The 24,574-nt window shown below is 64.2% G+C and carries 19 protein-coding genes and 1 pseudogene; 6 read left to right on the top strand and 14 right to left on the bottom strand.

What is annotated here, in order from left to right; genetic code table 11:
* Positions 1-256: 256 nt before the first annotated feature.
* The 3 genes from BBBF_RS02685 to BBBF_RS02675 form a co-directional block, all read right to left on the bottom strand.
* Positions 257-1,219 carry an L-lactate dehydrogenase gene (locus tag BBBF_RS02685; protein WP_003812295.1) on the bottom strand — a complete coding sequence of 321 codons (963 nt, stop codon included), beginning with the start codon at positions 1,217-1,219 and terminating at the stop codon, positions 257-259.
* A 191-nt stretch (positions 1,220-1,410) separates the two neighbouring features.
* Positions 1,411-2,913 (bottom strand): GTPase HflX, encoded by a 1,503-nt coding sequence (gene hflX / locus BBBF_RS02680; protein ID WP_003812294.1) that lies wholly within the window; start codon positions 2,911-2,913, stop codon positions 1,411-1,413.
* Between the two features lie 257 nt (positions 2,914-3,170).
* Complete coding sequence (locus BBBF_RS02675) at positions 3,171-4,100, bottom strand: AbaSI family restriction endonuclease (RefSeq protein ID WP_003812291.1); 930 nt, start codon at positions 4,098-4,100, stop codon at positions 3,171-3,173.
* Positions 4,101-4,332: 232 nt separating this feature from the next.
* Here BBBF_RS02675 and BBBF_RS02670 point away from each other — a divergent pair, with 232 nt between their 5' ends.
* From BBBF_RS02670 to BBBF_RS02660, 3 genes are all read left to right on the top strand, one after another.
* On the top strand, positions 4,333-4,986 hold the full coding sequence (locus BBBF_RS02670; RefSeq protein ID WP_021648457.1) for a class I SAM-dependent methyltransferase: 654 nt from the start codon (positions 4,333-4,335) through the stop codon (positions 4,984-4,986).
* A 4-nt stretch (positions 4,987-4,990) separates the two neighbouring features.
* Entirely contained in the window at positions 4,991-9,079 is a 4,089-nt protein-coding gene (gene hrpA / locus BBBF_RS02665; protein WP_021648456.1) for an ATP-dependent RNA helicase HrpA, read from the top strand.
* An 80-nt stretch (positions 9,080-9,159) separates the two neighbouring features.
* On the top strand, positions 9,160-10,206 hold the full coding sequence (locus tag BBBF_RS02660) for a hypothetical protein (RefSeq protein WP_021648455.1): 1,047 nt from the start codon (positions 9,160-9,162) through the stop codon (positions 10,204-10,206).
* A 70-nt stretch (positions 10,207-10,276) separates the two neighbouring features.
* Here BBBF_RS02660 and BBBF_RS10580 read toward each other — a convergent pair.
* Positions 10,277-10,540 (bottom strand): annotated as a pseudogene (locus tag BBBF_RS10580) (MFS transporter); the annotation flags it as partial.
* Positions 10,541-10,771: 231 nt separating this feature from the next.
* Between BBBF_RS10580 and BBBF_RS02650 the strand changes: the two are divergent.
* Complete coding sequence (locus BBBF_RS02650) at positions 10,772-12,133, top strand: DUF5067 domain-containing protein (RefSeq protein WP_021648454.1); 1,362 nt, start codon at positions 10,772-10,774, stop codon at positions 12,131-12,133.
* A 125-nt stretch (positions 12,134-12,258) separates the two neighbouring features.
* Here BBBF_RS02650 and glnA read toward each other — a convergent pair whose 3' ends face one another.
* Complete coding sequence (gene glnA / locus BBBF_RS02645) at positions 12,259-13,596, bottom strand: type I glutamate--ammonia ligase (RefSeq protein WP_003812280.1); 1,338 nt, start codon at positions 13,594-13,596, stop codon at positions 12,259-12,261.
* 106 nt (positions 13,597-13,702) lie between these two features.
* Here glnA and BBBF_RS02640 point away from each other — a divergent pair, with 106 nt between their 5' ends.
* The gene (locus BBBF_RS02640; RefSeq protein WP_021648453.1) at positions 13,703-15,148 is read left to right on the top strand and encodes a DUF2252 domain-containing protein; all 1,446 of its coding nucleotides are present in this window, start codon (positions 13,703-13,705) and stop codon (positions 15,146-15,148) included.
* 73 nt (positions 15,149-15,221) lie between these two features.
* Here BBBF_RS02640 and priA read toward each other — a convergent pair whose 3' ends face one another.
* The 6 genes from priA to hisD all read right to left on the bottom strand — a co-directional run bounded on the left by priA (position 15,222) and on the right by hisD (position 20,898).
* Entirely contained in the window at positions 15,222-15,947 is a 726-nt protein-coding gene (priA, locus tag BBBF_RS02635; RefSeq protein WP_003812275.1) for a bifunctional 1-(5-phosphoribosyl)-5-((5-phosphoribosylamino)methylideneamino)imidazole-4-carboxamide isomerase/phosphoribosylanthranilate isomerase PriA, read from the bottom strand.
* 111 nt (positions 15,948-16,058) lie between these two features.
* Entirely contained in the window at positions 16,059-16,709 is a 651-nt protein-coding gene (gene hisH / locus BBBF_RS02630) for an imidazole glycerol phosphate synthase subunit HisH (protein WP_003812274.1), read from the bottom strand.
* A gap of 68 nt (positions 16,710-16,777) precedes the next feature.
* A complete protein-coding gene (locus BBBF_RS02625) occupies positions 16,778-17,491 on the bottom strand; it encodes a hypothetical protein (protein ID WP_014759989.1) in 714 nt (237 codons plus the stop codon).
* Positions 17,491-18,093: an imidazoleglycerol-phosphate dehydratase HisB gene (gene hisB / locus BBBF_RS02620; protein WP_003812269.1), complete on the bottom strand. Its 603-nt coding sequence runs from the start codon at positions 18,091-18,093 to the stop codon at positions 17,491-17,493. Before hisB ends, BBBF_RS02625 begins: the two co-directional genes overlap by 1 nt.
* Positions 18,094-18,230: 137 nt before the next feature.
* Positions 18,231-19,406: a histidinol-phosphate transaminase gene (locus BBBF_RS02615; RefSeq protein WP_021648452.1), complete on the bottom strand. Its 1,176-nt coding sequence runs from the start codon at positions 19,404-19,406 to the stop codon at positions 18,231-18,233.
* Positions 19,407-19,500: 94 nt separating this feature from the next.
* Complete coding sequence (hisD, locus tag BBBF_RS02610; protein WP_021648451.1) at positions 19,501-20,898, bottom strand: histidinol dehydrogenase; 1,398 nt, start codon at positions 20,896-20,898, stop codon at positions 19,501-19,503.
* A gap of 199 nt (positions 20,899-21,097) precedes the next feature.
* Between hisD and BBBF_RS02605 the strand changes: the two genes are divergently transcribed.
* Positions 21,098-22,054, top strand: a complete 957-nt coding sequence (locus BBBF_RS02605) for a hypothetical protein (protein WP_013363222.1) — start codon at positions 21,098-21,100, stop codon at positions 22,052-22,054.
* Between the two features lie 373 nt (positions 22,055-22,427).
* Here the strand turns inward: BBBF_RS02605 and BBBF_RS02600 are convergent, their stop codons facing one another.
* The 3 genes from BBBF_RS02600 to BBBF_RS02585 form a co-directional block, all read right to left on the bottom strand.
* Positions 22,428-22,646: a hypothetical protein gene (locus BBBF_RS02600; protein WP_013363221.1), complete on the bottom strand. Its 219-nt coding sequence runs from the start codon at positions 22,644-22,646 to the stop codon at positions 22,428-22,430.
* Between the two features lie 470 nt (positions 22,647-23,116).
* Positions 23,117-23,527 (bottom strand): DUF4186 domain-containing protein, encoded by a 411-nt coding sequence (locus BBBF_RS02590; RefSeq protein ID WP_003815238.1) that lies wholly within the window; start codon positions 23,525-23,527, stop codon positions 23,117-23,119.
* Between the two features lie 113 nt (positions 23,528-23,640).
* Complete coding sequence (locus BBBF_RS02585) at positions 23,641-24,549, bottom strand: aldo/keto reductase (RefSeq protein ID WP_003815239.1); 909 nt, start codon at positions 24,547-24,549, stop codon at positions 23,641-23,643.
* Positions 24,550-24,574: the final 25 nt, after the last annotated feature.

The raw sequence follows: 24,574 nt of genomic DNA, 5'->3' as shown, positions 1-24,574 counted from the left end.
CTATACACCGAATCGAACGGCGCGCCGACGTTCTCTGTGAGCAGATGCGGGCGAATACCAGGACGAGGAGGACCCCTGCCGATAAACAAAACCACCCCCAGTCTCGCTTCACTCGATGGCCTTCCCACCGGGGAGGGCAAGATGAGAGCACCGCCGGCTCCTGACCGACAGCCGCGCCAGCATGGCAAGGCGCGAAGCAAGACTGAGGGCGGTTCATGCGCCGATCTGCACCGGCGCCCCGTCAATCAATCCGATATCAGAAGCCGAACTGGGCAGCGGTTTCCTTCAGCGTCTCAGCGGAGCGCTTCAGGGCGGCAAGCTCGCGGTCGGAGACAGGGGTGTTGATGGCGGTGTTGACGCCCTTACGGTTGAGCAGCGTCGGCACGGACATGCACACGTCGGAAATGCCGTGGAAGTCCTTCAGCATGGAGCTGACGGGCAGGATACGGTTGGAGTCGCGCAGGATGGCCTCGATGATGTCGACGCCGGACATGGCGATGGCGTAGTTGGTGGCGCCCTTGCCGTTGATGATCTTGTAGGCAGCGTTCTTGACTTCCTGGTGGATCTCCTCGCGCTTGGCGGCATCGAGCGGCTCGTGACCGGGCAGCGGGGTCCAGTCGCACATGGGGACGCCGCCGATGGTGGCGGAGGCCCACAGCGGGACTTCGGAGTCACCGTGCTCGCCGGCGATGTAGGCGTGCACGTTCTTGACGTTGACGCCGGTCTGCTGGGCGATCAGGAAGCGCAGACGAGCGGAGTCCAGGTTGGTGCCGGAACCGAAGATCTGGTTGGTCGGCAGGTCGGACAGCTTCTGGCACACGTGCGTGACGACGTCCACCGGGTTGGTGATGAGCATGTAGATGGCGTTCGGGGCGACCTTCATCATGTTCGGGATGATGGACTTCATGATGTTGATGGTCGCGCCGGCGAGGTCGAGGCGGGACTGGCCGGGCTTCTGACGGGCACCTGCGGTGATGACGACCATGTCGGCGTCACGGCAGATCTCAGGGTCATCGGAACCGTCGATGGAGACGGTGGGGTAGAAGCTGGAGCCGTGCTGCATGTCGAGGACTTCGGCTTCGACGTGCTCCTTGGCGATGTCTTCGAGGACGATCTGACGGGCGACACCGCGCTGGGCGGCGGCGAAGGCGAGCGTGGAACCGACTGCGCCGGCACCGACGATGGCGAGCTTTGTGGGCTTAATGGGTGAATCCACCATGTTTGCTAGACCTCTCTTAGCACAGTGCCCCGTGTTTGGCGGGGTTCATTTTGACAACACACTTACTGTATCTACACATGATGACGTTTGCGCTGATTGCCGTAGTCATTATCGCCCCGAAGGCAAGGTGATTTGCGTCACATTGTTGTGAACGCTCACAGACATTGCGTCAGCGGCAATGGGTAGAACACTCAATCGACATCATGCTCGGCATCGATGTGATCGCTGCCATCACCGTCCGTCTCATCGATCGCCCTATCGACGATCTGGGCGGCGAGTCGGCGGTCCACATCCGCCTCGATCCATATGCCATCGGCGCGATAGTCGACGGAATCGACGTTGCCGTATTCGCGCACGTGCGACAGCAGCGAACCGGCGTCGTAGGGCAGCAGCGCAGACACGTGCACGCCCGGAACGGGCAGCATAGATTCGATGCGCCGCAGCAGGTCGTCAAGACCCTCTCCCGTGGCGGCGGACACCAGACTCGCCTCCGGTTCGAGCGCCGCCAGCCGCTCGCGTGTGGCCGCATCGATTCGGTCAATCTTGTTGAACACGACGACGCGCGGTATCTCCTCGGCCCCTTCGATGTCGGCGAGCACGTCGTTGACGGCGTCAATCTGCGAGAACGGGTCGGGGTGCGAACCGTCGACCACATGTAGGATGATGTCGGCTTCGGCGACCTCCTCCAACGTGGATTTGAACGCCTCGATCAGCTGGGTCGGCAGGTTTCGCACGAAGCCGACGGTGTCGACGTAGGCGTACAGTCGCCCGTCCTTGGCCCGGGCTCGACGCACCGCAGTGTCGAGCGTGGCGAACAGGGCGTTCTCGACCAGCTCCGCGGAACCGGTGAGACGATTCGTCAGCGAGGATTTGCCGGCGTTCGTATATCCGACAACGGCGATGGTCGGCAGCCCGTACCGTCGACGCGAACCGCGCTTGACCTCACGGGCCGGGGCCATCTGCGCGATCTGGCGCCGCAATCTGGCTATCCGGCTCCGGATGACGCGACGGTCCATCTCGATCTTCGTCTCGCCCGGGCCTCGCGATCCGATGCCCGCGTCGGCCCCGGCCGCACGGCCGCCCGCCTGACGCGACAGCGACCCGCCCCAACCGCGCAGACGCGGCAGCATGTATTCAAGCTGCGCGAGCTCCACCTGTGCCTTGCCTTCACGGCTGGTGGCGTGCTGGGCGAAGATGTCGAGTATCACCGCGGTGCGATCCACCACCTTGACCTTGGTGGCATCCTCCAGCGCACGCCGCTGGCTGGGCGGCAGATCATCGTCGACGACGATGGTGTCAGCCTCGTTCACGGCGACGATGTCGGCCAGCTCGCGGGCCTTGCCCGAACCCACGTATGTGGCGGAGTCGGGCTTGTACCGATGCTGCAGCAGACCATCGCACACCACCGCTCCGGCGGTCTCGGCCAGTGCGGCGAGCTCGCGAAGCGACTCCTCGGCCTGAGCCGCGGTGGTGGTCATGCTGGACCACACGCCCACCAGCACCACACGCTCAAGGCGGACCTTGCGGTATTCGACTTCGGTGACGTCCTGCAGCTCCCCGAGACCCGCGACATGCTTGAGCTGGTTGCGGGATTCGCGCTCCTCCCACTCCTCGGCGTCCCGTTGCCCGACGTGCCCATCGCCGTTCTCGTCCAGCAAGACGTCCGACTGGTCGGCCAGCACACCGGTCAGCACCGGCTCTTCCTGTTCGCCCGGCTGACCGGCCTGATTCGCATCAACGGTATTCTGTTGGCTCAATGGCACCTCTGCTGTCACTCATGCTCTCTGCTCGTCATCCGCCACTCGGTATCCGTCACTCGACATCTGTCACTCGGCATCCGACACGAAACGCCCCTGCAGGCATGAACCACACCACGGTGGTCCGCATCGCAGGTGATCCGCATCGCATGCACGATGGTGAGTACGGAACGACGTTCTCCAAACGCTTGCCATTATCTGTGGATTGGCAGACAAGGCGTGCGATGAATCGGGAAGACGGTTTCGATGCGCTGGTACCGCTTCCGTGTTCCGTCCTCGCTGTTCGAGATCCGGCGGAACACGCCAACGAATCGATACGCCTGAATCCGCGTCACCGGGTCGGCGGACTTGGCGAACGTTATACGGATGTCATTGGGGTCGCCGTCGCCGACCGGATCCACCAGATCGGCGTCCTCGTTGTATTCGTAGATATAGGTGCCGTCATCGGACAGCCGGTTGTTCCAACCGTTTGCCACGGCCTTCCCGCCTATGGCGAGCTTCGGGAACCAGACTCGATATCGGTCGCCGTACCATTGGCGCATCACGCTGGGGACGAACCAGGATTCCTGAAATCTCTTGTACTCGGAACCGCACAGCGTGTTGACCGCGTCGGCGATTCGGGGAAAGCCGACGTCATCCGCAACGCTGACGGCGTCCCTCGTCTTGTAGAACTCCTTGTAATCGACGTAGGCTTCCGTCCACGGCGTGAACTCGTTCGCCTGCCTGCGCCGTTCGATCTCTGCACGTATCCGCCGCACGCAGTCGTCGATGGATCGCTCCACCTGCTCATACGATCCGGAAACATCCACATGCAACGCCCGATAGTCCTCGCCGCGAATCTGACGCAGCACGTCCGTGATGGTTATCTCGCGCTCGCGGTCACGTTCCCGTTGCCTCTGATGATAGGCCTCATCGCATTCCACCCCGATCATCGCCTGAGGAAAATACAGGTCCACGAACGACCGACGCCCGTCAGGCCACAACACCAGCTGTTGCGTGACCGGCTTGACATCGTCCATCGCCAACCGGTTCCATATGGCATTGACGACGTAATTCTCGTAATCCTTGCGCTTCGTCCTCGAAAGCGCACGAATCAGGTATCCCAGTTTATCCGCACCACTCATGATCCCATCCTTTCGCCATTGATGGCGGAATCCATCCGCCCGACAATTGCATTGTGCACCACGCAATGTCACTGCGGTAGATATCTACCGGATAATTGCGCCAGAAAGCATTCTCGAAGAGACGCAGAGCTCTCGAAGGCAAAGGAATCCACAGCCCTCCCCCGCTAACCATGCCTTTGACTATCATGGTTCCAAGTCGAAAGCCATCACTCATCTATATGCGGGAGAACGAATGAAAACGCAGCATGCCTCGGATGCCTCGAAGCGGGACGGGAACGCCACCGAACAGTATTTCGCCACCGAACCGTCCTCCGAGGACGTTCGCCGTCGCATGAAGGTGACGCTGCGCGGGCAGGATGCCGTGGTCGAGGTGTCGAACGGCGTGTTCTCCGGCTCGCGCCTGGATCTGGGCACGTCGGTGCTGCTGCGCGAGGTGCCGGAGCCGCCGGAGACGGGGACGCTGCTGGATCTGGGCTGCGGATGGGGACCCGTGTCGCTTGCGCTGGCGTTCGCCTCGCCCAAGGCCGACGTCTGGGCCGTGGACGTGAACGAACGCGCGCTCGACCTGACCCGCGCCAACGCCAAGTCCAACGGCTGCGAGCACATCCATGCCGCGTCGCCGGAGCAGGTGCCGGCCGATCTGACGTTCGACGCGATCTGGTCGAACCCGCCGATCCGCATCGGCAAGGACGCGCTGCACGACCTGCTGATGACGTGGCTGCCGCGGCTCAACCCCGCAGGCGCCGCGTACCTGGTGGTGCAGAAAAACTTGGGCGCCGACTCGCTGATCCCCTGGCTCGCCACCGCGCTGGGCGACGATTATGAGGTGTCGAAGTATCATTCCGCGAAGGGATATCGCGTCATTGAAGTGTTGAGGAACAAGTAAACGGATGAAATTCACATATCCTTCCGAGCTGCCGGTCTCGGCGGCTCGCGATGACATCGCCAAGGCGGTGTCATCAAGCCAGGTCGTCATCGTCTCGGGCCAGACCGGTTCGGGCAAGACCACGCAGCTGCCGAAGATCCTGCTGGAGCTCGGCCGCGGTACGCACGGCCGGCAGATTGTACACACGCAGCCGCGCAGGCTCGCCGCGCGAACCGTCGCCGAACGCATCGCCTCCGAAATGGGCGTCCATCTGGGCGACGAGATCGGCTATCAGGTGCGGTTCACCGACGAGACGTCGCCGAAGACCCGGCTGCGCGTCGTCACCGACGGCATCCTGCTGGCGCAGATCCAGCGCGACCCCCAGCTGCGGCAATACGACACGATCGTCATCGACGAGGCGCATGAGCGCAGCCTGAACATCGACTTCCTGCTCGGATACCTCACCGCGCTGCTGCCGAAACGTCGCGACCTGAAGCTGATCATCACCTCGGCGACCATCGATTCGGTGAAGTTTCAGGAGCATTTCGAGCATGCGCTGCACGAGAAGGTTCCGGTCATCGAGGTCTCCGGCCGCACCTACCCCGTGCAGGTCGTCTACGAGCCGCTGGGCACCGCGCCCGCGCTGATGCGGCACGTGCCCGGATTCGAGACCGGCGCGATGCCCGGCGAGGAATCGTATGCCGAACTGTCGGCGGCGCCCTCCGACGGCGGCCGGGACCGTGGCTCATCTCGCGAACCCGACATGGACATGCCCACGGCAGTCGCCAGGGCGTGCGCGGAGCTCATCATCCATTCCAGCCATGAGCGCGGCGCCCGCGACATCCTCGTGTTCGCCTCCGGCGAGCGCGACATCCACGAGTTCGAGAACGCGCTGCGCCGCCATTACGGCCCGCGCGCCGACGACATGCGCCACCCCGACGCCATCGAGATCATGCCGCTGTTCGCCCGCCTGTCGTCCAAGGAGCAGCACCGCGTCTTCGAGCCGCACACGCACCAGCGCATCGTCATCGCCACGAACGTGGCCGAAACGTCACTGACCGTGCCGGGCATCCGCTACGTGGTCGACCCGGGCACGGCCCGCATCAGCCGGTATTCGAAGACCGCCAAGGTGCAGCGGCTGCCCATCGAGCCGATCAGCCAGGCGAGCGCCGACCAGCGGTCCGGCCGGTGCGGCCGTATCGCGGACGGCATCGCCATCCGCCTGTATTCGCGTGAGGACTACGAGAACCGTCCTCGGTTCACCGAGCCGGAGATCCTGCGCACATCGCTGGGTGCCGTGGTGCTGCACATGCTGTCGGTGGGCGTCGCCCGTACGGCCGAGGATGTGACGAATTTCGGGTTCATCGACCCGCCGGACATGAAGGCGGTCTCCGACGGCTTCAACGAGCTGACGGAGCTCAAGGCGATCGGCCGCAAGCGCGGCGAGGTGACGCTGACGCATGTCGGACGGCAGCTCGCCCGCATCCCCATCGATGTCCGTCTCGGCCGCATGGTGATCGAGGCCGCGAAATCCAGCACGCCCGACACGTTGGCTGCCGTGCTGGTGATCGTGGCGTTCCTGAGCCTTCAGGATCCGCGTGAACGCCCGGACGAGGCCCGGGATGAGGCCGACCGCATCCACAACCGGTATGCGGATCCGTCCAGCGACTATCTGACCGCGCTGAACATCTGGGACCGTATCTTCCAGGCCGATGGCGAGCCGAGCAACAATGCGCTGCGCCGTATCTGCAAGAGCGAGTATTTCAGCTGGCTGCGCGTACGCCAGTGGAAGGACCTGGTCAATCAGCTGACGGAGATGTGCCGCGAACTCAAGTTCAAGGTCGGCTCCCCGCAGCCGGCCTCCCGCCCCGATCTGGCGGTACGCCAGCTGCCGATCAACCAGCAGGCGGCCCATTCGCTGTGCTGCTCGTGGGACGACCGCGGCATTCACACGTCGATGCTCTCCGGCCTGCTGTCGATGATGGGCATGCAGATCGTGCGCGAGCCGAAGGCCTCCGATTTCGCCGGTCTCAAGGGCGCGGCGAAGGCCAAGGCCATCAAGCGGGCTCAGAAGATGGCGAAGAACGACTATCAGGGCGCGCGAGGCACTCATTTCGCATTGTTCCCGGCCTCGGCCGTGGCCAAATCCACCCCGCAGTGGGTGATGAGCACGGAACTGGTGGAGACGAGCCGCCTGTGGGCGAGGTACAGCGCCGCCATCGACCCGGCGTGGGCCGAGCCGCTGGCCGGGCAGCTGACCCGCACCACGTATGCGGAGCCGCACTGGTCTGGTTCGCGCGGCTCCGCCGTCGCCACGGCGAAGGTGCTGCTGTACGGTCTGCCGATCATCTCGGACCGCACCGTGCAATGGGGGCGCATCAACCCCATGGAGGCCCGCGACTTCCTGATCCGGCAGGGCCTTGTCGAGGGGGACGTCCAGCAGCGGTTCAGCTATGACGATTTTTTGGCCCGAAACCGCGACATCCTGGACGAGGCGGCCGAGGACGCCAGTCGCACCAGGCAGGTCTCGCAGTCCGTCAGCGACGAGGACCTCTACGACTTCTACCAGTCGGTCATCCCCAATGACGTGACCTGCGTCGCCGACCTGGCGAAATGGTGGAAGCGCGAGCACGGCGAACACCCGCATCTGCTCGATTTCGACCCGGACAAGGTCGAACGCCTGTCATCGGCGGAGTCGGTGAGCCTCGCCGACTATCCGGACCATTGGCATGCGCTCGGCACGGACGGCCAGCCGATCGACCTGCGGCTCAGCTACATCTACGACCCGCACGACCCCGCCGACGGCGTGACCGTGCACGTGCCGCTCAAGGCGCTGTCCCGTCTGACACCGGAACAGTTCACATGGAACGTTCCCGGACTGCTCGACGAGCTGATCGTGGGGCTGATCAAGTCCCTGCCGAAATCACTGCGCGTGCAGTTCGTGCCCGCACCGGACACCGCGCGCAAGATCCGCGCATGGATAGACGACCGGTATCCGGCCCTGCCCGGCACCGGCACGTCCGACGGCCAGGGCCACGCATGGCCCGACCTGCCGCACGTGTTCACCCAGGCGGCGATCGACACCGTGGGCGCTCAGATCCACCCGGAGGTGCTGACCGGCGAACTATGGGAGAAGCTGCCCGCCTATCTGCGGATGACGTTCTCCATCGAGCAGCAACTCCCCGCGCCGCGCAACGCACGCGGGCGGCGGCATGCACGTGGCCCGGTGAAGGTACTGGGTTCAGGCAAATCCCTGACCGCGTTGCAACGGCAGTTCGCCGAACAGGCGGAGGCATCCGCCCGGCGCATGGTCGAACACAAGGCGGAACAGGCCGCCAGCCAGGGCAAACTGGTCGAACAGGCCAACCTGCTGCACAAGGCCGGGGCGACGAGCGAGTCGCGCGCGGTGATGCTGTGGCGGGGCGCCCTGGACGCGCTGCGCATGCCTTCGGAGCGTATCTCGTCTCGGTGGCTCGGCGCCGAGGCGCTGATGCTCGCGTCGGCGCCATACCCCTCCACCAAGGCGCTGGTGGAGGACCTGCAGCTGGCCACCGTCAAACGTCTGCTGCCGAACATCGACACGCTCCCCGACGACGATGCGCTCGCCGATGCGGTGATGGGGGTGACCGAGGTCTACGAGGACACCGTCTACGCCCTCGCCCATGATGTCATCGCCATCCTGCGCGCGTACGCGAATGTCGACAAGGCGACCTCCGGCAAGGCCGACCTGCCGATGCTGTCGGTGCTGCAATCGGTGCGCGAGCATATCGCCACGCTGGTGTTCCCCGGGTTCATCGGCGCGATGCCGCCCGCCGCCCTGCCGCGCATACCGAAGTATCTGGAGGCCGACCTGATCCGTCTCACCAAGGCGAAGAACGACAAGAACCGCGACGTGCGATGGGCCTGGGAGGCCGACGAGGCGCGACAGCTGGTCGACAAGGCCGTTCAGCGTGCCAAGACGGAGCCCGCGGGCCCACGCCATGAGGCACTGACGAAACAGGCCGACGACGCGCGCTGGATGCTGGAGGAGTTCTACGTCTCTCTGTGGGCCCAGGAGCTTGGCACCGCGAAGCCGGTCAGCTTGCAGCGAATCAAGAAAACGCTCGGCAAATAGCGCTGTGCGCGGCCTCTCCCCCGTCGCCGCGCACGGCCAGTCCGCGCATCCAACATATCCCCGCGCTACAATGACGGACGATGACAACATGTAAGAAGCAGGGGAACAACACCGGGCGGACCGGAGGACGGAACGGCGGCAAGCAACGCAACCGCCGGCCCGGTACGCCCGCCAAGAAAAACATCAGGGGAAACAACACCAAAAACACCAGGCACGGCACAGCGGCACGGTCCGCGATCCGCCGCCCGAAGCCGAAGGCCCGACGCAACACGCTGCGCCGCTGGTGGAAGCGGGCTGGATGGCGCAGGCGCATCCTCGCGGTGGCGGGCACCGCGCTGGCGGCGGTGTGCGCCGTGGCGCTGGCGTGGGGCACCACCTCGTTCGTCGGACAGCGCATCGCGCTCGTGACGGCCGAGGAACGACAGCAGAATCTGGGCGACCGATACGGTTTCGACCCGGGCAACATCATCTCCGACGGCCAGTTCTTCAACGGCTATGCGATGAGCCGCACCGAAGTGCAATCGTTCCTCGATGAGCACGGCGGCGACTGCACCGGGACGGGATGCCTGAAAAACCGCACGTTCGACACCACGGACCAGCCCGATGACCGGTACTGCGACGGATACGACGGCGCCAAGGGAGAGACTGCGGCGACGATCATCGACAAATCGTCGCGATCATGCGGCATCAGCCAGAAAGTGCTGCTTACCGTGCTGCAGAAGGAACAGCAGCTCGTCACCGCGAGCAAGCCGACCGACTTCCAGTTCAAGGCGGCCATGGGCCTGAGCTGCCCCGACGACAACGACTGCGACCCGCAGTACGCAGGCTTCTTCCGGCAGGTCTACGGCGCGGCGCATCGATACAGGTATTACGTGCGGCATGAGGCATCATACGGTTACCATGTCGGCAAGCTCAACTTCGTCAGGTTCCATCCGAACACGAGCTGCGGCGGTGCCAACGTGGTCATCGGCAACAAGGCGACCGCACTGCTGTACATCTACACGCCCTACCAGCCGAACGAGGCCGCGCTCGCCGCTGGAGCCGGGGAAGGAGACTCCTGCTCCAGCTACGGCAACAGGAACTTCTCGATCATCTACCGGGGATGGTTCGGAGACGCAAGGCACTGAGACAGCCATTGCCGGCCCGCATGCGGAACTGCGGCAGAAAACCGACCTTCGCCATGTGGCTGTAATGCGGCAGCACCGCGTAATTCGGCGCGAGCGCACACAGGATGTTGCCGGCGAGGAACACGCCGATCAACGTCAGATGGGTGGCGAACCGCGACACCAGATTGCCGACCGTGACCTCGGAGACCCGCAACCCGTGGGCGATGTCGGACAGGATGCCCACGACCACGAAATCGCTCATGCCCAGCACGAAACTGGACGCGATCAGCGTGACGGCCGGCAGCGTGAAGAAGCGTTCGCTCCCCTGCCGCCCACGGATGGCGGAACCGGACATGACCGTACCCCTGCTGTTTTTCTCTTCTTCCAGACGGAACATACATTAGCGGCACCTCCTGCCGCGCAAGGCCCCCGAGACACGCAGGAGACGCGCCGAAGACGCACGGCCCATCATTCACCGGCGATTTCGACGGTCTTCACCTTCCGGCGCTCGCGCTGCACCGGCACGCCGCCTACAATGGGAGAAGACATGCATCACCGTGCGCGGCCGAGAGACAAGGGAACAGGCATGGGATTGTTCAGCAGGCATCATGACGACGATTATGTATCGCCGTTCGATGTGGACGATTCGCCGGCGTACATCAGCATCGATTCCCAGACCTCGCAGGTCGACGAGCCGGCGTATCAGCAGCCCAGAAGCGGCCGAATCAGCCCCGATGCCGATCGTCGCCGACCGGCAGGCAAGCCGGCCGCCCCGAGCCCCGCAGACGAACCAGGCGGGCCGGCACGGACCGGAGCGGGCGACGCTCCCCTCAATCCGTCCTACAACGGCCATCCATATCGCGGCGGCTACGGACACGTGCAGTCCAAGAGCGACCGCAAACCCGGCGGAGCCACGAAGCGCCAGCGCCGATCCTGGGTTGCCGTCATCGCCATAATCGTGTTCGCGCTGGGATCAAACCTGGTGAGTCATATCATCAGCACAGGCGGCAGCAGCGACTCAGACGACTCATCGTACTCATTCAAGTCGCCCTCCCAAGACAACAAGCCGACCCGCGTGAAAACCGGCGAGACGACATCGTTCGGCAACCGGAAGGCCACGGTCACCATAGCCAAGGCGACCACCGGCCCCACGGATCACGACGGGCACAAGACGGTGATCATCACCTACCATTGGAAGAACACCGGCGATGCCAATACGACCTTCGGGGAACTCGCCATGGACCTGCAGGTATATCAGAGCGGCATCGGCCTGAACAAAACCTACCTGCACAGCCGCGGCGGCTCATCCATCGAAGGGTACAAGACGCAGTCGGACGACATCAAGATCGCAAAGGGCGAGGAAAGCGACGCGACCATCGCGTACCAGCTGAACGACGCGACGGGCGACCTGTACGTCGTAGCCAATCAGGCGACCCGCTACCATGAGGGCATCGTGTCCGCGTTCAAGGCACCGACCAGCGGCACGCAATACGAGCAGGTCCAGCCTGACGACATCGCTCCCGCCCCGAAAGCCGCCGAGGCGGAGAAGCGCAAGATGAAGCGGATCAGCAGCTACAGCGGGGACGCCCTCGTCTCCATCGACGACGTGACGACGGGCCCCGACGACTATCAGGGCCGTCACACCATCATCGTCACCATCACATGGGTGAACCAATCCGAGGCCAATGAGCCATTGTCCAACGCCGTGAAGCTCACCGTCACGCAGGACGGCTCACAGCTGGAAATGAACTACTACACCGAGCCGCCGCTCCCACAAGGGTACGAGAACATGAGTTTCAGCCGCTCCGTCCAGCCGGGGGTCCTGGCCAAGGCGACGGTCTCCTATGTGGTCGAAGACCCGGGCCAGCCGGTCAAGGTTCGCCTGTCCAGCACCTACGGGGGCAACGACATGGTCACCAAGAAGATGACGCCGCGCAAGGTCGAGTGACCGCAGCGGCATCCTGCGGCGGTCGGTTCGGCAAGCAAAAACGGTGTGGGGATGATGGCCGGATCAGCAGCCATCATCCCCACACTGTTTCTTGTTTGCCGGTAGTCGGCCGGTTTCACGTCACGTCAGAGCTTGGGCAGGTACTTCTTCAACTCGTACGGCGTGACCTGGCCACGGTATTCGTCCCATTCCTGATGCTTGTTGCGCAGGAAATACTCGAACGCATGCTCGCCGAGCACGTCCGCGACGAAATCGGACTTCTCCATGATCTTCAGTGCGGCGTCCAGCGAATCCGGCAGCGGCTCGATGCCCATCGCCTGACGTTCGGCGTCGGTCAGCTCCCACACGTCGTCGCTGGTCGGCTCGCCCAGCGTCATCTGCTGTTCGATGCCGTCCAGACCGGCGGCGAGCAGCACCGAATACGCCAGATACGGGTTCGCCACCGGGTCGAGTCCACGGAACTCCATACGCGCGGAGTTGCCCTTGCCGGGCTTGTACTGCGGGATGCGCAGCAACGCGGACCGGTTGTTGTGACCCCAGCAGATGTAGCTCGGCGCCTCAGCACCACCCCACAGTCGCTTGTACGAGTTCACGAACTGGTCGGTGACCGCGCAGATCTCCGCCGCATGATGCAGGATGCCCGCGGCGAACTGTCGGGCGGTCAGGGACATGTTGAACTCCTGGCCGGCCTCGTAGAACGCGTTGGAATCACCCTCGAACAGGCTCAGGTGCGTGTGCATGCCGGAACCGGGCGCGTCGGCGAGCGGCTTGGGCATGAAGCTGGCGTGGATGCCGCGCTCCAGCGAGATTTCCTTGACGACCGTGCGGAACGTCATGATGTTGTCGGCCGTGGTCAGCGCGTCGGCATACCGCAGGTCGATCTCGTTCTGGCCGGGACCCGCCTCATGGTGCGAGTATTCGACGGAGATGCCCATCTGCTCCAGCATGTTGACGGTGGCGCGGCGGAAGTCCATGCCCGGGCTGCGCGGCACATGGTCGAAATAGCCGCCCTCGTCGATTGGAGTCGGCGCCTTCGACCAGTCGGTCTGGTTCTCGAACAGATAGAACTCAATCTCCGGGTGCACGTAGAACGTGAAACCCTTCTCCTTCGCCTTGGCGAGCGCACGCTTGAGCACGTGGCGCGGGTCACCCAGGGACGGCTCGCCGTCGGGCGTGAGAATGTCGCAGAACATGCGAGCGGTACCCTGCGGGCCGCCACGCCACGGCAGTATCTGGAACGTGGACGGGTCGGGCTGCACGATCATGTCGTCCTCCGACACGCGCGTCATTCCCTCGATGGCGGAACCGTCGAAGCCAAGCCCCTCCTCGAACGCCGCCTCCAACTCGGCGGGCGCGATGGCCACGGATTTCAACGTGCCCAGCACGTCAGTGAACCACAACCGAATAAAGCGCACGTCGCGTTCCTCAACCGTGCGCAGGGCAAACTCTTGCTGCTTATCCATAATCCCTCATGGTTTCACGTCCGTGTTACGAGACTCGTTAACATGCCATCGGACACGCCGGGGCATCGCCGGAATGTCGCTCCCGCGTCGGCGTTATCGTGGAGCCATGAGCGAGAACCATCCCATCATCGATATGTCATGGCACATGGCCGACACGCCGCTGGGGCAGGCCAAGGCCGGCATCGCGCTGCGCAAGACCACACCGTTGGAGAGCCACGCCGACTGGAAGATCGTGCCGCGCCGGCGCGACGTGATCGGGCTTTTGGAGGAACAGTCGGCGCAGCGGGTGCCGGATCTGATCCCGCTGAGGTACTACCGCATGAGCGATTCCGCGTTCACGTTCTACCGCGGCACCGCGCTCATCATGGCGAACGACCTCGCGCACACGCCGACCACCGGCATCCCCGTCCAGGCGGTCGGCGACGCGCATATCGGCAATTTCGGCATGTTCCGCTCCCCCAGCGACCGGCTCGTGTTCGACATCAACGACTTCGACGAGACAGCCACGGGACCGTGGGAATGGGACGTGAAGCGGCTCGCGGTGTCCGTGGAGATCTGCGGGCGGGCGAACGGCATCAAGGAGAAGGACCGGCGCAACGCGGTCGCACGCTGCGTGCACTCGTACCGCGACCATATCCGCCAGTTCTCGCAGATGGACTTCCTCGACGTCTGGTACGACCATCTCGACGTGGAGGCGGCGCTCGACCATTACGAAAGCACGGTGAACGGCAAGCGCAACCGCACGTTGCGCGACGCCGCGCTGCGCGCGTCGGTGCGTGATTCCGACCATGCGGCCGCGAAGCTCACCTATCTTGACAGCGGCGAGAAGCGGCTGCGGTTCCGCTCGAAGCCGCCGGAGCTGGTGCCGATCAGCGAGCTGCAGGACTATGCGGATCTCGGGGTGCTGCGGGAGAGGCTGGACGCACTGTATGACAGCTACCGGCAAAGCCTGTACGAGGACCGGCGTTACGTGCTGAACCGTTATCGGTACCATGACACCGCCCGCAAGGTCGTGGGCGTCGGCTCGGTCGGAACCCGCGCCTGGGTGTCGATTCTCACCGGACGGGGGCTTGACGACCCGCTGATGCTGCAGATGAAGGAGGCCAACGAGTCGGTCTTCGAACGGTTCGTCGGCCGCTCGCCGTATGCGACGCATGGCGAGCGTGTGGTGCAGGGGCAGAAGCTGATCCAATCCACTGCCGACGTGCTGCTCGGCTGGGCGAGTTTCGTGGCGGAGGACGGCCGGCCGCGCGACTATTACGTGCGCCAATTCTGGAACGGCAAGGGCTCGATCGACATCGATCATCTGAACGCGCTGGGATTGTCGGATCTGGGCCGCATGTGCGCATGGTGCCTGGCGCACGCGCATGCCCGCACCGGCGACAGCGTGGCCATCGCCAACTATCTTGGGGGCACCGACGAGTTCGACCAGGCGATAGCCGCGTTCGCCCAGGCGTATGCGGAGCAGAACGAGGAGGATTACTCCCTGTTCAGGAAGCTCATCAAGAAGGGCGAGCTCCCCTGCTCGAAGAAAAGCGGCGCGAAGAAGTGAGCAGGGGCCGCCGGCCGCCCAGCCGACGGTGACGGGCGGCGGGGGGGGCGGCCCCCGTCGACAGCCGTATCGGTCAGCGGGCGACTTCGAGCGCCTCTTCGAGCGTGAACGCGCGGGCGTACAGCGACTTGCCGAGGATGGCCGAGTCCACGCCGAAATCGGCGAGGATCTTGATATCGCGCAGGTCGTCCAGCTTGCTGATGCCACCGGAAGCGGTGACCTTGGCATCGGTGCGTTCCGCGACCTCGCGCAGCAGGTCGATGTTCGGGCCGCTCATCATGCCGTCCCGCGCCACATCGGTGACGACGTAGCGGGAGCATCCGACCGAGTCGAGGAACTTCATCGTCTCGAACAGGTCGCCACCCTCCTTGACCCATCCGCGGGCGGCGAGCGTGTGGCCGCGCACGTCAAGTCCGATGGCGACGCGGTCGCCGTACCGCTTGATGACCGAGGCGGTCCATTCGGGGTTCTCCAACGCGGCGGTGCCGATGTTCACGCGGGCCGCTCCGGCCTCCAGCGCGGCGGACAGCGAGTCGTCGTCACGCACGCCGCCGGACATCTCGATGTTGACCTTGTCGCCGAGCTCATGAACAATCTCACGCAGCTGCGCGCGGTTGTTCCCCGTGCCGAACGCCGCATCCAGATCGACGAGATGAATCCACTCGGCGCCGGCCTCGACCCACGTGCGGGCCGCTTCGAGCGGGCTGCCGTAGTCGGTCTCTGAGCCGGATTCGCCCTGGCGCAGGCGCACGGCCTTGCCGTCGCGCACGTCGACCGCGGGAAGCAATGTGAGTGACATGGTTGTTCTCCTTTGGAATCGTTGAAGTCGTTGAGGCTCGGGGCCCGCCGTCCGCGTTGCCGGGTGAGTCGGGGTTCCCGGCCGCGCCGGCTGGTCATGCCGTTCAGCCGGCTACTTCGAGAACGTGCCGACCCAGTTGCGCAGCAGCTGTTTGCCGGCGTCGGCGGACTTCTCGGGGTGGAACTGGGTGACCGACAGCGGGCCGCGCTCATAGGCGGCGACGAATCTGCTGCGGCCATACGTGCACCACGTGATATGCTCGTCGCCGCCCAGATCGACCTGCTCGGCGCTCAGATCCTTCGCGGTGGCGCTCATCGCCGCGTAGGAGTGCACAAAATAGAACCGTTCGTTCTCCACGCCTTCGAGCAGCGCGGAACCGGACGGCGCTTCGACCGTGTCCCATCCCATGTGCGGCACGACATCGGCATCCAGCAGATCGACGGTACCGCCGATCAGTCCAAGTCCTTCGGTGGTGTCTGCGTGCTCGTTGCCGCGCTCGAACATGATCTGCTCGCCCACGCACACGCCCAGCACAGGGCGGCCGGCACGCAGACGGTCGAGGATGACGCGGTCGCCCGACACCTCGCGCAGGCCGGTCATGCAGGCGGCGAACGCGCCGACGCCGGGCACGACCATGCCGTCCGCCTCAAGCGCCTGCCGGTAGTCGGAGGTCAGTGTCGTGTCAAGGCCGAGATTGGCGAGCGCACGCACCATGGAACGCACGTTGCCGAATCCATAGTCGAATACCACCACCGATGTCATGTCGTCTCCTTCAGTCTGAAAATCCTTGGCTGCACGGGCACGGGCGGCGTCAACCGCCGGCCGCCCGATTATTCAATGCGCGACGAGCCGCGCCCGAACTTCGTGTGTTCCGCGATGACGGCCATGGCCTGGTCATGGTCGAGATCCGCGGACTGTTCGACTTTCATGCCGGTGCCGATCAGGCCGTCCTCGTCGGTGATGCCAAGCAGCAGATCCTCCACGAACGGCGCCGTCGATGTGAACAGCAGCGGCGGGGCGATCGTCTGCCCCGGCTTGCCTTGCAGATAGACGGTCGCCTCCAACTTGTCCGCACGGTTGACGGCGAGCACCAGCGACATGCCCGACACGACGATGGTGAGGTCGCGTGCCGCGACTTCGGGCCCGTCGCCGTCAAGGTTGCGCAGGATGGCCACGGCCCCTTCCTCCGATCCGATGCAGTCGGCGGACACGTCCGACAGCTGGCAGAACGCGGCGAGCAGGCGGGCGGACGCGACACGCGTAATCAGCACGGCGGCCTTCGCCTTGTTGCCCAGAAGCCCTTGCAGCTCGTCGTCGAACGCGGCCGCGGTGTCGGCCTCCTGTGCCTGACCGGAATCCGCGGCCCCCGCATCGTCTGCGGGGCTGTCGGCCGCGGCGTCGTTCGCCGGTTCGCCGGCAGCCGCGTTCGAATCGCGGAATTCCTTCTCGAATCCGTCCAGCGCGGCCTCAAGTTCCTCGTCGCTGAAATGGATGTCGTCGTCGAAACCGTCGTCTCCGCCGTGCCTGTCGTCGTTGCCGCTCATCACAGTGCGCCCTTCGTGCTGGGGATCAGGCCCTGGATGCGCGGATCCGGCTCGACCGCGAAGCGCAGCGCCCGCGCGAGCGCCTTGAATTCGGCTTCGGCGATGTGGTGGGGGTCGCGGCCGGCGAGCACCTGCATGTGCAGGCAGATGCCGGCGTGGAAGGCGATGGATTCCATGACGTGGCGTACCAGGGAGCCTGTGAAGTGGCCGCCGATCATGCAATATTCGAAGCCGTCGGGTTCGCCGGAGCACACGCAGTACGGACGGCCTGAAATGTCGACGACGGCCTTGGCGAGCGCCTCGTCGAGCGGCACGGTGGCGTCGGCGAAGCGGCGGATGCCTCGCTTGTCGCCGAGCGCCTGCTTCAACGCCTCGCCGAACACGATGGCCGTATCCTCGACGGTGTGGTGCACGTCGATGTCGGTGTCGCCGTGCGCATGAATCGTCAGGTCGATGAGCGAATGCTTGCCGAGCGCGTTCATCATATGGTTGTAGAACGGCACGGAGGTGTCGATGTCGGTCTTGCCGGTGCCGTCAAGGTTCAGGCTGAGTTCGATGTGCGATTCGCTGGTCTCGCGGACGATGTGCGCGGTACGCGCCATGATGTGCTCCTTGGTCCTTGATCCTGATATGTCCCGATAAGTCCCGGCTTGCCTGCCGGCCAGTGTGCCGGTCGGCGGTCGCCGACGACGGGTCATGACGTTAATGGTCGCGCGCGCCGCCGGCGTTTCGGGAGTTGTTATCTGCTTTCTACAATACGCAATGCTTCGGTCAGCGCGTTACGGAATTGTTCCATCTCCTTGTCGGTGCCCATGCACATGCGCAGCCAGCCGTCCGGGCCGACCACGCGGATGAGCACGCCGCGCCTGAGCAGCTCGTCGAAGATGGCCTCGCGGTCGTCGAAATGCCCACCGAACAGCAGGAAGTTCGAACCGGACTCGGCCACTTCGAGCGGCTCGCCCTTGTAGGTCTGACGTGACAGCCATTCGGCGGTGGATTCGCGGATCTCACGCAAGTGCTCGACGCGGCTCAGCTGCTCGTCGGTGTGTTCGAACGCCGCGAGCGCGGCGGCCTGGGTCACGGCGGACAGGTGGTAGGGCATACGCACGATGCGCACGCAGTCGATGATGCCCTTGCTCGCGGCGAGATAGCCGACACGTGCGCCGGCGAATGCGAACGCCTTGCTCATCGTGCGGCTGACGGCGAGGTTCGGGTGGTTCTTGATGAGCGAGACCGCGCTCGGCGTGCCGGGCTTGCGGAACTCCACGTACGCCTCGTCGATGACGAGGATCGGGTGGACGCCTTCGCCCGCGCCCGCCACGTCGGCGGTCTCGCAGGCGGCGAGGATGCGTTCGATGTCGGCCATCGGCAGCGGCGTGCCGGTGGGGTTGTTCGGGCTGGTGAGCAGCACCATCGAGGGCTTGACCTCGGCGATGGCCTCGATTACCCTGTCGACGTTCAGCGTGAAATCGGCGTTGCGGTGGGCGAGCTTCCAGCCAGTGAACGTGTCGCGCGCGTATTCGGGGTACATGGAGTAGGTCGGGTCGGCGCCCAAGGCGGTGCGGCCCGGGCCGCCGAAGGCCTGGAACAGCTGGAGCATAATCTCGTTGGAGCCGTTCGCGCCCCACAGTTCGTCCACGTCGAGACGGGTGCCGGATTCGCGGGCGAGGTAGTCGGAGAACGCCTGGCGAAGTTCGATATGCTCGCGATCCGGGTAGCGGTTGAGCGTGGGCGCGATCTCACGCACGCGCCTGGCGATGGTGTCGCACACGGCTGGATCCGGCGCATACGGGTTCTCGTTGACGTTCAGGCACACCGGCACGTCGAGCTGCGGCGCGCCGTACGGCTCCTCGCCGATCAGATCGTCCCTGAGCGGCAGGCTCGCCGGAATTGCATTGCTGTTGTTCTCACTCATTGCTCTCTGTTCTTTCCGTCTATAGTCCCGCTGACGGGGGTTGTATTCGCATTCGCACGCGGCAGACTGGGGGGGCAAACCACCCAAGCAGCCCTTAGCGCAGACCGGCTTCCTTCTCCTGTTCGCGCAGCGTGGCCTTGTCGTACGGATCCTTGACGAAGCGCGACAGGACACACTCGCCGTGGGCGGGCAGGTCCTCGGAGACGGCGAAGGCGTTGATGCGCGCAGCGAGGGCCTTCAGGCCCTCCTCGTCGTATTCGATGACCTCGACGGGCTTCATGAACGTGTGCACGCCGAGTCCCGCGGCGAAGCGGGCGGTGCCGCCGGTGGGCAGCACGTGGTTGGAGCCGGACATGTAATCGCCCAGCGGCACCGGGGAGTACGGGCCGCGGAAGATGGCGCCCGCGTTCTTGATGCGTGGCACGACGGCGTCCGCGTCGGCAGTCTGGATTTCGAGATGCTCGGCCGCATATGCGTTGGCCGCGTCGATGGACTGGTCGAGGCTGTCGGTCAGGACGATGGCCGACTGGCTTCCGGACAGCGACGTGTGGACGCGCTCGGCGTGTTCGGTGCGCGGCACGCGGTAGTTCAGGGACTCCTGAACCTTCTCGGCGATCTCGGTGGAATCGGTGAACAGCACGGAGCCGGCGAGCTCGTCATGCTCGGCCTGACCGATCAGGTCGGCGGCCAGCAGGCTCGGGTCGGCGGTCTTGTCGGCGATGATGCCGATCTCGGTGGGGCCGGCGACCGCGTCGATGCCCACGAACGCGGAGACGAGCGACTTGGCGGTGGCCACGAAGATGTTGCCCGGGCCGGTGATCTTGTCGACCGGGTCGCACAGCACGTCTCCGTCCTGCGGCTCGGAGCCCTTGGCTCCGTATGCGAACATGGCGATGGCCTGGGTGCCACCGACCGCGTAGACCTCGTCGACGCCGAGGATGGCGCAGGTGGCGAGGATGGTCTTGTTGGGCAGTCCTTCCGCGTTGTCGCGTGCGGGCGGAGTGGCGATGGCCAGCGACTCGACGCCAGCGGCCTGCGCCGGCACGGCGTTCATGATCACGGAAGACGGGTAGACAGCCTTGCCGCCGGGCACGTACAGACCGACGCGCTGGATCGGAATCCAACGCTCGGCGACGCGGGCGCCTTCGGCCAGATCGGTGTAAAAGTCCTTCGGCACCTGGTTGGCGGCGACGGCGCGTGCGCGACGCACGGACTCCTCGATGGCGGCGCGTACTTCGGGATCAAGCGTCTCAAGTGCCGCGGTCATCGCCTCGACCGGCACGCGCAGGTGCTCGGGACGCACATGATCGAACTTCTCCTCGAAGTCTCGCAGGGCCGCGGCGCCGCGTTCCTTGACGTCGTCAAGAATAGGCCGCACCAGATCGGTGGCTTCGGAAGTGCCCATCGCGGCGCGCGGCATCGCGGCAAGTAACTCGGCGCGGGACAGGTTCTTGCCCCGTAGATCAATGATTCGCATGATGTTCTCGCTCATAACGCCCTATCGTACCAATGCACGCTGTCGTAATCCTCCCAGAATCGCCGTATCACCCACATCGTGAGAAATCGCGCAGGCTCGTCGGCGATGTGGATAGCTGTGGATATCCATGCATTCATCCACATATCCACATTTTTTCCATGGTTCATCACACCGACAGCGCGAATACGCTACCGTGACATTCATGAACGATGTGATGCTCCAGCCGATGGGCGAGAGAACGCCCATGACGCAATCGCTGCGCGACCGCGCCCAGGATGCCATCATGTGCTGCGCCGCATTGGCGTGGCGCATCGGAGGCAATGTGCTGTTCGGCATGACCACCGCTCTCGCCCTGCAGCAGGTGCCGTTGCCGGAGGCCTGCGATCTGGACGCGGAGATGCTGCACATCACCTCCAGCACTCCCGACAGGAGGCGGCGCCGCATTCCCGGCACGCATCCGCATGTATGGAAGCTGATCGCCACTCATCCTGATGCGTGCGTACCGATCAAGGGCAATGTATTCGCGTTGCATCCCTTCCATGCCTGGGCGCAGCTGTCATCACACGTGTCCTTGGAGGAACTCGTCATACTGGCGGAGGCCATCATCACCGCCATATCGAAATCATCGGGCAGATATCCCCGACTGGTCTTGTCGTCCTTGCGCGAGTTCATCGACAATGCGCCATACTTTCTCGGGAAGACCGCTTGCCGGACCGCACTGCAACTGGTCAAGGCCAACGTGCTGTCGCCGAAGGAGAGCAAGGCGAGACTGGTACTCCTCCGGCACGGCCTGCCCGACGCGGAGGTCAACTGCCATGTCGACAGGGCGATGTTCGATTCGGGCAAGCCAATGAGCCTGGACATTGCATGGAAGCATTTCAAGGTCGCGGTGGAATACGACGGCGATCATCATCGGACCGACAAGCACCAATGGCGCAGGGATCGCAAAAAACGAGACCGGCTTCGGCAATTGGGATGGACGATCATCGTCATAACGGCCGATGACATCAGAGACGAGGTCGCATGTGCCGAATTCGCGCTCAATGTCGCGCGTGAGCTTACCCTCCGCGGCTGTGACGTCGATTTTCGTGTGATCGCCATGACGGTCGAGGAGCTGGCACGCCGGGAAAAGGCGGCTGACCGAAAAAAGCGACGTGAATCCGCGGTCTGACACGAGTCGCATCATCATGCCATGCACCGGCAGGGCCGCGCCATCCATGCTTCGAGATTCACCGTCTGCAATGTGAGACGATCGGCGTCGAGGCTGTACCACACCAGCGAGAAAACACGTCTTTTAGGCATTGTGTGGCAATTCGCGTGCCTCACAATGCGATGTTAACCTTATCATTCTCTGGTATGGTACAGCGCGGGTAGACAGCTGAAACCACAAACCGCCATTTTCCAACGGTTTGCTCGCCACGTGTAAACATCCCTACATACGGACGTGGCCACACCACGCTCAAAACCGCCGAAATTGCCCTGGTGTGGCACAACTTCGACAGCCCGGTCACCTCTACACCGGTCCGGCGCAGGCCCGCGCCCGGTCATTCCTGCAGATAGTACACGGCATCGTCAGCAGGAGGCACATTCATGTGTTCGGCCAGGAAACATAGATAGGGACGCGACGAATCCGGCTTCTTCTTTCCCTTGACATCCGTCGGACGGATGATCTCCGCACTGCCGTAACCGGCATTCGAGCAATTGTCAAAGCCGATGATGCCACCCGGGCACTGATAGTCGGTGTCAGGCCCCTTCAGTTCCACGCCGGCCCCCGTCAATCAGGAACATCCGGGAGCGGGTCAGAGCCGCGAAATCGATGGAGCCCTCCCCGCATACGGTCCGAGCCCCTGAAAATGCAATGCGATCAGTCTCATAGCCCACCGTGTCGGTGTCCGCGGATGCTACGGACGCCGTGAATCCCGCTCCCGAAAGAAGCGTCATGGCCACTATCAGTGCCACCACGCACCGCTTTCCTTGAAAATAGTTGTCTGGTTTTTCCATTACAAACCAGTAATTTTCCTTTCGCGACGACCGTGATATGAGACAGGTTCCGTCTTGTGCCATCATCGCCATAACTTCCTCTGCGACTGAGAAACGGTCATTTATCCAGCAGCGACGCAACACCTTCACAAAAAATCACGATTGTAATCGCCTTCATATTTTTTTCGGCGGCGGCAACATCGGCCCCGAACCGTATGCCTCGCCCGCGGCGGATGCAGCACGATGGACGAACTCAGACGGCGGGATGACGTATGAGATCGCGCTCTATCCACGCCATGACCAGGTCCGCCAAGCGATCGATTTCGGCATCGGTGAGCTCCCTGCCTTGGGGAAGATGGTGCCATTTGGCGATGCACCCGCGGCAGCACGTGGCGGTGGCATGCTGCGCGGTAAACACCGGATGCCCGCGCCACGGCGTCTGGCGCCCGTCGTTGCGCGGATTCGCCGCCCCGATGCGGGCGCGCAGCAGCTCGCGGGCATGGCGATCGATCATGGCCTTGCCCTTCGCCCGCGCATACGCGCGGTCCTTCGCCGACAACTCGAATTTCGCACGGAATGAGGAGCGCGAAAGCCGGTTCAGCGTGTCATCGATCCACCGGCGTTCGGCACCATCGTCCGCATCATCCGGCAAGACCCGCTCCATTTCACCATCCATACCGCGCACCTCCGCACAACCCACGCCCGCTTACATCTCGCCCACAGACCAAGCCGCAGCCGACTGGGGGTGATCCCGCCGACCGTCCCTCCCCGCCACAATCAGATATTGCCGCGCACGTGCTGGTCGGCCCACGACTGGGAATGCATGAAGGTCGCCGGATCGGCGCTGACGTTGTCATGCGGGTCGTCGAGCGCATCGATCGCCGCCAGTTCGGCCGACGTCAAATCGAAATCGGAGCTGGCGAGGTTCACCCGCATGCGTTCCACGTGCTTCGACTTGGGGATAATGATGCGCCCCTCCTGCGTGTGCCAGCGCAGCACCACCTGCGCCGGCGTGACATCATGCGCCTTCGCCGCGGCGACGACGGGCTCGGATTCGATGTCCTTTCCGTGGCCGAGCGGGCTGTATGCCTCGACGGCCACGCCGTTCGCCGCGCAGAACGCACGGTTTCCCGGCTGGTTGAACCGAGGATGGACCTCGATCTGGTTCACGGCCGGGGTCTCACCGGAATCCTCGATCAGCGCACGCAGGTGCTGCGGCAGGAAGTTGCTGACGCCGGGCACACGGACCGCGCCTTCGTCGCGCAGCTTCAGCAGCGCGCGCCACGTCTCCTTGAAGAACCCCGCCGCGGCGAATGGCCAGTGGATCAGATACATGTCCACCACGTCGACGCCGAGGTTGCTGCGGGAACGGTCGAACGCGACCATCGTCGAATCATACCCCTGGTCGCAGTTGCGCAGCTTGGTCGTCACCCACACCTTGCCGGCCATGCCGGTGGCCTTCAGCGCGTCGCCGACCTCTTTCTCGTTGTAGTACGCGGCCGCGGTGTCGATGTGCCGGTAGCCGATCTCCAGCGCCTCCTCGACCGCGCGCTGTGTGTCCTCCGGCGGAATCTGGAACGTGCCGAACCCTATCTGAGGAATCACCGAATGCGCCTTGTCGTTCAGCGTCAGCTCCTGAGCCTCGGCACTCCCCTGCTGCCCCCGCGTCGTGTCATCACTCACCATATGCCTCGTTTCCCCACGGATTCGC

The organism is Bifidobacterium bifidum ATCC 29521 = JCM 1255 = DSM 20456, from assembly GCF_001025135.1.
Classification (GTDB): Bacteria; Actinomycetota; Actinomycetes; order Actinomycetales; family Bifidobacteriaceae; genus Bifidobacterium; species Bifidobacterium bifidum.
This window is presented reverse-complemented; position numbering and strand designations above follow the sequence as displayed.

Coding starts and splice junctions, on each gene's coding strand:
- BBBF_RS02685 (WP_003812295.1), bottom strand. CDS start 1,219: ATGGTGGATTCACCCATTAAGCCCACAAAGCTCGCCATCGTCGGTGCC.
- BBBF_RS02675 (WP_003812291.1), bottom strand. CDS start 4,100: ATGAGTGGTGCGGATAAACTGGGATACCTGATTCGTGCGCTTTCGAGG.
- BBBF_RS02670 (WP_021648457.1), top strand. CDS start 4,333: ATGAAAACGCAGCATGCCTCGGATGCCTCGAAGCGGGACGGGAACGCC.
- hrpA (WP_021648456.1), top strand. CDS start 4,991: ATGAAATTCACATATCCTTCCGAGCTGCCGGTCTCGGCGGCTCGCGAT.
- BBBF_RS02660 (WP_021648455.1), top strand. CDS start 9,160: ATGACAACATGTAAGAAGCAGGGGAACAACACCGGGCGGACCGGAGGA.
- BBBF_RS02650 (WP_021648454.1), top strand. CDS start 10,772: ATGGGATTGTTCAGCAGGCATCATGACGACGATTATGTATCGCCGTTC.
- glnA (WP_003812280.1), bottom strand. CDS start 13,596: ATGGATAAGCAGCAAGAGTTTGCCCTGCGCACGGTTGAGGAACGCGAC.
- BBBF_RS02640 (WP_021648453.1), top strand. CDS start 13,703: ATGAGCGAGAACCATCCCATCATCGATATGTCATGGCACATGGCCGAC.
- priA (WP_003812275.1), bottom strand. CDS start 15,947: ATGTCACTCACATTGCTTCCCGCGGTCGACGTGCGCGACGGCAAGGCC.
- hisH (WP_003812274.1), bottom strand. CDS start 16,709: ATGACATCGGTGGTGGTATTCGACTATGGATTCGGCAACGTGCGTTCC.
- BBBF_RS02625 (WP_014759989.1), bottom strand. CDS start 17,491: ATGAGCGGCAACGACGACAGGCACGGCGGAGACGACGGTTTCGACGAC.
- hisB (WP_003812269.1), bottom strand. CDS start 18,093: ATGGCGCGTACCGCGCACATCGTCCGCGAGACCAGCGAATCGCACATC.
- BBBF_RS02615 (WP_021648452.1), bottom strand. CDS start 19,406: ATGAGTGAGAACAACAGCAATGCAATTCCGGCGAGCCTGCCGCTCAGG.
- hisD (WP_021648451.1), bottom strand. CDS start 20,898: ATGAGCGAGAACATCATGCGAATCATTGATCTACGGGGCAAGAACCTG.
- BBBF_RS02605 (WP_013363222.1), top strand. CDS start 21,098: ATGCTCCAGCCGATGGGCGAGAGAACGCCCATGACGCAATCGCTGCGC.
- BBBF_RS02590 (WP_003815238.1), bottom strand. CDS start 23,527: ATGGAGCGGGTCTTGCCGGATGATGCGGACGATGGTGCCGAACGCCGG.
- BBBF_RS02585 (WP_003815239.1), bottom strand. CDS start 24,549: ATGGTGAGTGATGACACGACGCGGGGGCAGCAGGGGAGTGCCGAGGCT.